General features: G+C 69.4%; 10 protein-coding genes and 1 pseudogene. 7 read left to right on the forward strand and 4 right to left on the reverse strand.

Annotation, left to right across the window (positions count from 1 at the left end; genetic code table 11):
- Nucleotides 1–125 precede the first annotated feature (125 nt).
- Both ACFV6E_RS15465 and ACFV6E_RS15470 read right to left on the reverse strand, forming a co-directional pair.
- A complete protein-coding gene (locus ACFV6E_RS15465) occupies nucleotides 126–626 on the reverse strand; it encodes an NUDIX domain-containing protein (RefSeq protein ID WP_385461978.1) in 501 nt (166 codons plus the stop codon).
- A 35-nt stretch (nucleotides 627–661) separates the two neighbouring features.
- A complete protein-coding gene (locus tag ACFV6E_RS15470; protein ID WP_385461980.1) occupies nucleotides 662–2020 on the reverse strand; it encodes a tetratricopeptide repeat protein in 1359 nt (452 codons plus the stop codon).
- A gap of 225 nt (nucleotides 2021–2245) precedes the next feature.
- Between ACFV6E_RS15470 and ACFV6E_RS15475 the strand changes: the two genes are divergently transcribed.
- The 5 genes and pseudogenes from ACFV6E_RS15475 to ACFV6E_RS15495 form a co-directional block, all read left to right on the forward strand.
- Complete coding sequence (locus ACFV6E_RS15475) at nucleotides 2246–2995, forward strand: hypothetical protein (protein WP_385461983.1); 750 nt, start codon at nucleotides 2246–2248, stop codon at nucleotides 2993–2995.
- 77 nt (nucleotides 2996–3072) lie between these two features.
- On the forward strand, nucleotides 3073–3984 hold the full coding sequence (locus ACFV6E_RS15480) for a phosphotransferase family protein (RefSeq protein ID WP_385461985.1): 912 nt from the start codon (nucleotides 3073–3075) through the stop codon (nucleotides 3982–3984).
- Nucleotides 3985–4680, forward strand: a complete 696-nt coding sequence (locus ACFV6E_RS15485; protein ID WP_385461988.1) for a class I SAM-dependent methyltransferase — start codon at nucleotides 3985–3987, stop codon at nucleotides 4678–4680.
- 30 nt (nucleotides 4681–4710) lie between these two features.
- Nucleotides 4711–5289 carry an HAD domain-containing protein gene (locus tag ACFV6E_RS15490; RefSeq protein ID WP_385461991.1) on the forward strand — a complete coding sequence of 193 codons (579 nt, stop codon included), beginning with the start codon at nucleotides 4711–4713 and terminating at the stop codon, nucleotides 5287–5289.
- 42 nt (nucleotides 5290–5331) lie between these two features.
- Nucleotides 5332–6140, forward strand: a pseudogene (locus tag ACFV6E_RS15495) (tyrosine-type recombinase/integrase); the annotation flags it as partial.
- 7 nt (nucleotides 6141–6147) lie between these two features.
- Here the strand turns inward: ACFV6E_RS15495 and sodN are convergent.
- A complete protein-coding gene (sodN, locus tag ACFV6E_RS15500; protein WP_003992892.1) occupies nucleotides 6148–6543 on the reverse strand; it encodes a superoxide dismutase, Ni in 396 nt (131 codons plus the stop codon).
- A 145-nt stretch (nucleotides 6544–6688) separates the two neighbouring features.
- On the opposite strand from sodN, the gene sodX reads away from it, so the two are divergent.
- Nucleotides 6689–7123: a nickel-type superoxide dismutase maturation protease gene (sodX, locus tag ACFV6E_RS15505; RefSeq protein WP_385175899.1), complete on the forward strand. Its 435-nt coding sequence runs from the start codon at nucleotides 6689–6691 to the stop codon at nucleotides 7121–7123.
- Here sodX and ACFV6E_RS15510 read toward each other — a convergent pair.
- Nucleotides 7027–7656, reverse strand: coding sequence for a CGNR zinc finger domain-containing protein (locus ACFV6E_RS15510; RefSeq protein WP_385175894.1), 630 nt, complete (start codon nucleotides 7654–7656; stop codon nucleotides 7027–7029). The genes sodX and ACFV6E_RS15510 overlap by 97 nt on opposite strands.
- Before the next feature lie 100 nt (nucleotides 7657–7756).
- On the opposite strand from ACFV6E_RS15510, the gene ACFV6E_RS15515 reads away from it, so the two are divergent.
- A complete protein-coding gene (locus ACFV6E_RS15515) occupies nucleotides 7757–8536 on the forward strand; it encodes a class I SAM-dependent methyltransferase (RefSeq protein ID WP_385461994.1) in 780 nt (259 codons plus the stop codon).
- Nucleotides 8537–8641 lie beyond the last annotated feature (105 nt).

The raw sequence follows: 8641 nt of genomic DNA on the forward strand, positions 1-8641 counted from the left end.
TCTTCGGTTTTCGGGCGATCGGTTGACCTGACTTTGGGGACCATTGATCGGATGCCGTCAAGAGGTACTCTGCTTGCCCATAGCGGTGAGTGTTGAAAACGGCCGTGCGGAACGCGTCGACGTCTCTACTGCCAGCCATTGAGGGAGACTTCCGGGCCGTTGGCAAGATAGCTGTGGAGCGCGCTGGCGGTAGTGTCCACGAATTCCTCTGGGATAGCGTCGGCGTCAACCCAGCGGACCTGTGCGTGCTTGCGCGGTTCGCGATTCACGGGCTCGCCGGTCCATTCGTAGGCGGCGAAGACGACGGTGAGGAAGCCGTTGGGGGCTTCGACGCCCCAGGCTCCGTGGATGACGTGGGCGACCTTGAGGGACTCCGGTTTCACGGTCAGGCCGGTCTCCTCGTACAGCTCCCGCACAGCCGTCTCGGTGATGGGTTCGCCGGGTTCGCTCTTGCCGACGGGAAGGTCCCACATGCCCTGGGCGAACTTGGCGTTCTGGCTGCGCTGGAGGAGGACGACGCGGTTGGTGGCCTTGTCGTGGACGATGACGGCGGCGACCAGCAAGGTCATGGATTCGAGGGCGGGCGGCAAGGCTTTGGGCTGGTCGTTGGTGGTCCGCTGAGCCACGGCTTGTGTCCCTTCGTCGGCCGGATGGTGGCAGCTTAGGCCAGTGCTTCGCGTGCGCGGCGGGCGAGTTCGGTGGCTCCGGGCACTTTGCGGCGCTGGTAGATGGCAAGGGTGGAGCGGAGCGAGGTGATGGCCTTTCGGGTGCGGTCGGAGGTCATGCCCTCCATAAGGGTCAGGGCCTGTGACCAGGCGGCTACGGCCTCGTCGGCGCGGGCCTGGGCGGCGAGGCTGTCGCCGAGATCGGCGTGAGTGAGGGCGTGGACGCGCTTGTACTTCTCGGGGTCCCAGCGCACGAGGGCGTCGCGGTGTTGTTGTTCGGTGCCGACGTGGTCGGCGAGGTCGGTCAGGGTGCGGGCGGTGTGGCTGGCGACGGTGCCGGCGGCCGGGCCGCTGACGCGGGAGTAGCTGGGCTGAGGGCCGTCCTCGCGCAGGAGGGTGTCTTCGGCGGCGAGCAGGGCGCGGGCTGCTGCTGGCTTCGCGCCGACCGCAGCGTATGCGCGGGCGTGGGTGATGTGCAGTAGCGCCTCGGTCTGGCCGTCGACGTGGCCCAGGCCGCGGGTGAGGGCTCCTTCGACGAGGTCGACGCAATGGTGGGGCTGCTTGAGGCTCAGTGCCTGGTGGGCGAGGGCGCGCATCATCCAGGCGGCGTGACCGCGCGGGTCAGCTTCGCAGGCGAGTTGGTAGCCGACCTGGTAGTAGCGCTGGGCGGCGCCTTCCTGGCCGAGGTCGTGGTGCTTCCACCCAGCGAGGTATGCGAGTTCGGCGACGGCACCGAAGGCCGCTTGCCGTAGGGCTTCGTTCGGGAAGCGTCCGCGGAGCATGGGAGCGGCGGTGTCGGCGAGGTAAGCGGTGACGGTTGTCAGGCCATGGCCGCCGCCGAGACGTTCGTCGGCCGCACTGAAGGCTGCGGTGATCTGCCGTACGACGTTCACGTCCTCGATCCCGACCAGCGAGCTGCCGGTGCGGGCCCGCAACATGCGGGCGGTGGCCTCGTGGTCGTAGAAGAGCGGCATAGCCACGCCGGCCGTAGTGAAGGCAGCCACGGCAAGGAAACGGCGGCGTTCGACGTCGGCACGGCCGAGATCGGTGGCGGCCAGAACAGGATCAGGCTCCTCCGACACCGCAGTTTCGGGTGCTCGAAGGCCGATCTCGGCCAAGGTGATGGTGCGGCCTGCTCGGCGGGACAGCGCCTCCGCAAGGTACTGGCCAGTCTGTCCGGTCGGCTGGCGTGTGCCGTTCACCCAGTGGGAGACGGCCGACTTGTTGGTCTGGAGGATCTCGCCGTTCTCGGCCGCGATACGCCGGATGTCCTTCGCCAGAGCCTCGTAGGTGCAGCCGATCGCCTCGATGACGTCACGCAGGCGGGAGTTGGGACCTCTCGGCGCTGCTGCCACAATCGCCTCCGCTCCAGAGCTGTAAACCGCGTATACCGCTTCAACTGCCTCTCACGGTACCCACTGTGCGTGACGAAGAGTTCACTAATCATCAGCCGCCCGGCCCTGGTCCGACACCGCGACCAGGCTCCCCCCTTCGGCCGGGTGGCCCCCGAAGTTCCGTACACCTACACCGGGTTCGGGCATTCCTGTGCCCGATCCCGGCCGATCAGAGACGGAGACACGGTGACCACCATCGACACCGCGGCCATCACGGTCGAGTTGCCCGAGGCGTTCGACGAGCGCTGGAGCCGCCTGCCCGGCATCCAGGTCGACGGCCGGCGCATCACCATCGACCCGGCCGAGTACTTCTTCCGCTTCGAGTCCAGCTCCTGGCTCGTCGCCGACTGGGAGCTGGTCAAGTCCCAGCTCCTGGACTTGGAGGAGACCACCGAGAGCGCGGTCGAACAGCTCGCGCTGGACTTCATCAAGGCTCACGCCGAGTCCACCTCGGACGCCGCCCGCGTGCTGTCCACCGCCTACGCGGTGTACGCGTACCTGTTCCGCGACGAGCACCTCGTCGGCCTCGGCCTGCCGCAGATCACGGCCGAGCACCTGCGGATGCTAGGCGAGGCGGCCACGCTGATGGCGCTGAACAAGGTCGAGCTGGACGGGCACATCTCCAACGTCGGCCCGTGCTGGTTCTTCCCGGCCGCCACCTCCGTCGTCTTCGACCTGGACGAGGAGATGGGCGGGATGCTGGACGAGGTCTACCACGGTGGCTGGTTCAACGAGCACCGCCGGATCGAGTCCATCAAGGCTCATGCCGCCCTCGGCGGCAGGCTCGTACACGGCTGCCAGTCCGTGCCGGACCAAACCGGTGGCGTCGTCGCGCCCTACGGTGCCTCGATGGCCGCCTTCCGTGACGACCTCGCGGCCTTCAAGGCCGGATGGATCGAGCAGATCTACGCCCACCGCGTGAGCCCAGCCGCATAACACCGCACATCAGGCTCCGGGGCGGGCCGGCACCTCTCGCCCGCCCTGGACGCTCTCAACCTCCTTGGAGCCCCCACGTGACCGCGAACCCCAGCGCCGCACTCCTCGACAACCTGCTCACCGTGGCTGGCCGCGCCACCGCCGTGCGCGAGGTGGTACGCGTGTGGTCAATGTCCGGTGTCGAGCGCCTGACCTTCCCTGACGCCACCACTGCGATCTTCAAGTACGCGAAGCGGCCCTTCGACAGCGAGGATCAAGCTCTCCGTCTGGCTCGTACGGTCGGCGTTCCCGTCCCGCAGGTCCACGCCTCCGCCGTCCTGGACGGCTGGCTCGGCATGCTCATGGAGGACCTCGACCCCGCCGTCCGCCACGCCGACGACCTCGACGGCACCGCCGCGGCCGTGGTCCTGCACGGGACCCGCACAGCTCCCGCCCTGCCCGTGCTCGACCAGGCACGGCTCCGCACGCTGCCGGACAGGGCCCTGGAGCACCTCGCCCGGCTCCGCAAGGCCGAGCGGTGGCAGGAGGCGGACGACATCGAGGACGCGCTCGATCGAATCGCCCAGGCCGCCAAGACCCGCTCGGCCGGTGCCACAGTGGCTCCATTCGGCTGGGTGCACTCCGAGTTCCACCCCACCAGCCTCCACATCGGCCAGCACGGCTGGCGGCTGCTGGACTTCGCCCGCGCCTTCACCGGCCCCGGCCTGCTCGACCTCGCCAGCTGGCACGGCACCCTGGACACCCCCGACCCCGTACGCCTGCGGGTCTTCCTGGAGCAGTACGTCACCGCCGGCGGCACCCCCGACGCCCTTGCCCGGCGCGGCGGGCTGACCGCCGAGAACTGGGCGCTGGGCTGGCACCGCATGTGGGCCGTCGAGTGGTTCATGGAGCAGTCCATCCGCTGGATCAACGACCCGGCCACCGACCCCGCCTACATCAAGGCCGTACGCCGTCACCTCATCGACGTCCTCCACCTCCTGGAGGTCTAGGTGCTCGCCCACGCTTCCCCCTGGTACGTCCACGCCCTACAACGCACCACGGCAAACCCTGCCGAGCCCCTCTCGGTCCCCGTGCGGATGGAGTGGACCACGCGGCCGGGCACCGGACCCGGAGCCGAGATCCTCGGCCCGAACCTACGCCGCAAACGACTGCTGGAACTCGGCTGCGGCCCCGGTCACAACGCCGCCCACCTCGCCACCCGCTACGGCGCCCAGGTCACCGGCGTCGACCTCGTCGGCCTCCAGGTCCGCCGAGCCCGCTCGCACTACGGGCGGCTGAACAGCCTCACCTTCGTGGCGGCCCATGCCCTGCACTACCTGCAAGCCTCGGACGAGCAGTTCGACGCGGTTTACTCCGTCTTCGGCGCCATCGGGCTCGTCGCCCCCGAACTCCTGCTCCCGGCCATCGCCCAGCACCTCAAGCCCGGCCGCACTCTCGCCTTCTCCGTACCCCACCCGCAACGCGGCGGCCTCCGCCTGGCCACCGACGACCGGCCGCGCCGCGACTACGTCATCCTCCCCGACCGCACCCGACTACCCATCGCCCGCTGGGACTTCTACGCCAACCGCTGGGAGAAGCACCTCGACCGCTCCGGCCTGTGGCTCACCTCGGCCCAGGAGTTCCACGACGCCCGCCACGGAGGCCGTTGGCCCACCACCCTGCTGATCACCGCGCGCAAACTCTGACCTTCACCCCGGCTCCCCTGGGAGAATCCGATGCGCCCGCCCTACCTGCTCCTCGACATCGACGGCGTCCTCATACCTTTCCCCGACGCGGAGGGCTCGACCCCAGCCACCCACGCCCGCCACGACGTCGTCCCCACTGGCCGCAGCGCCGACGACCCGGTAACCGTATGGCTCAACCCCGCCCATGGCCCCATGCTCAAGGAAGTGATCGGTACCGGCATGGTCACGCCAGTCTGGTGCACCAGCTGGCGCCAGGACGCCGCCACTCTGATCGGACCGCTCCTCGGTCTCCCACCCCTGCCGCACGTCGATCTCCCGCGCCCCAAGATCACAACAAGCCACCCCAATGGCTACCTGTGGAAGCGCGACTATGTCGACGCGTGGCTGGCTGACGCCCCCGCTGTGTGGATCGACGACGACTTCACTGACCTCGACCACTCCTGGGCCGCGGAGCGCACCGCCCATGGCGCGGCGACCCTGCTGGTACAGCCTGATCCCCGTGCCGGGCTGCAGGCTGAACACCTGGCCGAAGCCCGAGCGTGGTCCGGGCGGCTGCTCGCCGTGCGGCCTGGTGCACCCGCTGCTCCGAGTGGAACCGAAGCAGCTTGACGCGAAGCCGTGGCAGAACAGTCGATGCCCCCGCCGCGGGGACTGCTTGGCCCCCGCAGCGTGCTCAACGTCTACGATGTCCTCGTGTGCCTCATGACCGCGGCCGTCGAGGACAAGGTCATCGCGTCCAGCCCGTGCCGCCGGATCACCCTCCCGCCCATGCCGGACGAGGAGGTCACCCCGCCCACGGTCGCGCAGGTCGAGGCCATGGCGCGCACGATGCCGCCGTACATCCGCGCGGCCATCGTCACGCTCGCCGGATCAGCTTGCGAATAGGCGAGTTGCTCGGCCTCAAGGTCTCGGACGTCGACTTCAAGGCCGGCGCCATCCGCGTCGAGCGCCAGCGCCTCCAGTCCGGGAAGATCGGGCCGCCGAAGACCGCCAAGTCCCGGCGCACTGTCCCGGTCGGTGAGGTCGTCACAGACGCCCTCATCACTCACCTCGCCGCACGCCCCTCCAAGGAGTGGCTGTTCACGATGGAGGAGGGCGAGCCCCTCAACTACCGTCGTTGGAAGACGGAGTGGAACTGCGCCCGCAAGGCCCTCCAAGCGGCGGAGAACGAGGCGGCCGAGCGCGAGGGCCGCAAGCCCGTCGAGCTGCCGCACATGGTGACCCACGACCTGCGCCACTTCTACGCCTCAGCCCTCATCGCCGGCGGAGCGAGCGTCAAGCAGGTCCAGCTCGTCCTAGGCCACGCGTCCGCCGTCATCACGCTGCGGATCTACGCGCACCTGTGGCCGGGCGAAGAAGACCGCACCCGGACCGTCATGGACGCCGTTCTCGGCGGCCTGCGGACCGGGTGCGGACAGGTAGGCGATGCGACCCGCGAAACCGCAGGTCAAACGGCCTAGCCATGGATCAAGCCTTCTTGGTCTCCCAGAAGATCTTGTCGATCTGGGCGATGTAGTCGAGCGCCTTCTGGCCCGTCGCCGGGTCGGTCGAGCCCTTGGCGGCCGAGAGGGCCTTCAGGGTGTCGTTGACCAGCTGGTGCAGCTCCGGGTACTTCTCGAAGTGCGGGGGCTTGAAGTAGTCGCTCCACAGGACCGAGACGTGGTGCTTGGCGAGCTCGGCGCGCTGCTCCTTGATGACGGTGGCGCGGGCCTGGAAGTGCGGGTCGTCGTTGCCGGCCATCTTTTCCTGGACGGCCTTCACCGACTCCGCCTCGATGCGGGCCTGGGCCGGGTCGTACACGCCGCAGGGCAGGTCGCAGTGCGCGCTGACCTTGACCTTGGGGGCAAACAGGCGGGAAAGCATTGAGCTGTCCTTCCTCGTGATCGTCTTCTCAGGTGGGACATTACTCCGTGGGAGACAGCTTTTCGCGAGTGCCCCCGTGGGCTTAGGACAAAAGTCCAGGGTCAAACTGGGACTGGTGGAGGATTGGACCGGGGAGGTGCCGGTGATGCCGGAGCTGCCGCACGAGACCGAGCGCGGGAGGGCCGTCCTGCCCTTCGGGGCGGCCGAGGTGACGGGCCCGTCGATGGTGCCCACGCTGCACCACGGGGACCAACTGCTCGTCCAGTACGGGGCCCGGGTCAAACCCGGTGACGTGGTGGTGCTGCGCCATCCGTTCCAGCAGGACCTGCTCGTCGTGAAGCGGATCGCCGAGCGGCGCGAGGGCGGCTGGTGGGTGCTGGGTGACAACGCGTACGCCGGTGGCGACAGCACCGACTACGGCACCGTGCCTGAGGACCTCGTGCTCGCCCGGGTCCGGTTCCGCTACCGGCCGCTGCGGCGCGGTCAGCGTTCGCCGTTCGCGCTCGCCCGCTGGGCGCTGTCCGCCGTCAGGCCGGTGTTCTCCGACCGGTCCGCCTCCTGGCGCTTGCGGGCCCGGTAGGCGGCCACGTTCGCCCGGGTGGCGCAGCGGTCCGAGCAGTAGCGCCGGGAGCGGTTCGTCGAGGTGTCCAGGTAGGCGTTGCGGCAGGGGCTCGCCTCGCACAGGCCGAGGCGGTCGACGCCGTACTCGGTGAGGTGGAACGCCAGGCCCATCGCGGCGATCGCCGCGTAACCCGCGGTCGCGTTCGACGGGTGATCCGCGAGGTGCATGTGCCACAGCGGACGGCCGTCGTCGTCGCGGTAGTCGTGGCCGGAGATCTGAGGGCTCACCGGGAACTCCAGGAGCAGCGAGTTGAGCAGGTCGACGGCGAGGGTCTCGTCCCCGGAGTCCGCCGCCTCGAAGACCGCCCGCAGCCGGGCCCGGACCGAGCGGAAGCGGGTGACGTCGCCCTCCGTGGCCCGCCGGGCCGCCGAGGAGTTGCCCCCGAAGAGGTCACGGACGGCCTCGACCGAGGTGAGCGCGTCCTTGCCCCGGGCCGGCTCCTCGCTGTTGACGAGACGTACGGCGTAATCCGAGTAATAGGCCAGTTCCACTTGTAGTCCTTACTGGAGCGCTCTATCGTCGTGACCGCGGCCGAGTAACAGACGACCGCGCTTACAGGGTATTACGCATGCGCGGGGACAAGGAGTCGGTATGACGAGCACGACCGGAACGGACGCGGCCACGGCCGGAACCGACTGGCACGCGTGGCAGGAGAGCTGGGACCGGCAGCAGGAGTGGTACATGCCGGACCGCGAGGAGCGGTTCCGGGTGATGCTCGACATGGTCGAGGCGCTCGTCGGCCCGCGGCCCCGGGTCCTGGACCTCGCCTGCGGCACCGGCACCATCACCGCCCGCCTCCTGGCCCGCTTCCCCGGGGCCACCAGCACCGGCGTCGACCTCGACCCCGCGCTGCTGGCCATCGCCGGGGGCACCTTCGCGGGCGACGACCGGGTCACCCTCGTCACCGCCGACCTGAAGGACCCCGAGTGGACCTCGCGGCTGCCGTACGACACCTATGACGCCGTGCTCACCGCCACGGCCCTGCACTGGCTGCACCTCGAACCCCTCGCGGCCCTCTACGGGCAGGTCGCCGGGCTCGTCCGCGAGGGCGGGGTCTTCATGAACGCCGACCACATGATCGACCCGGCGACACCGCGCATCAACGCGGCCGAACGCGCCCAGCGGCACGCCCGGATGGACGAGGGCAAGAAGAACGGCGCGGTCGACTGGGCCGAATGGTGGCAGCTGGCCGCCGCGGACCCCGTACTCGCCGCGCCCACCGCCCGCCGCTTCGAGATCTACGGGGAGCACGCCGACGGCGAGACCCCCTCCGCCGACTGGCACGCGCGCGTACTGCGCGAAAAGGGGTTCGGCGAGGCCCGGCCGGTCTGGCGCTCGCCCTCGGACGCGCTGGTTCTCGCGGTCAAGTAACCCGCGGTCAAGTAACTCCCGGTCAAATAACTCCCGGTCAAGTAACGCGCGGTCACGTAAGCGGAGGTGAGTGACAGCGGCGAGGGCGGTACGGGGATCCCGTAC

It is taken from the genome of Streptomyces sp. NPDC059785, from assembly GCF_042732375.1.
Lineage (GTDB): Bacteria > Actinomycetota > Actinomycetes > Streptomycetales > Streptomycetaceae > Streptomyces.

Bases quoted from the DNA above. Each gene is read 5' to 3' on its own strand.
- sodN (WP_003992892.1), bottom strand. From the start codon at position 6,543: ATGCTTTCCCGCCTGTTTGCCCCCAAGGTCAAGGTCAGCGCGCACTGC.
- sodX (WP_385175899.1), top strand. From the start codon at position 6,689: ATGCCGGAGCTGCCGCACGAGACCGAGCGCGGGAGGGCCGTCCTGCCC.
- ACFV6E_RS15515 (WP_385461994.1), top strand. From the start codon at position 7,757: ATGACGAGCACGACCGGAACGGACGCGGCCACGGCCGGAACCGACTGG.
- ACFV6E_RS15490 (WP_385461991.1), top strand. From the start codon at position 4,711: ATGCGCCCGCCCTACCTGCTCCTCGACATCGACGGCGTCCTCATACCT.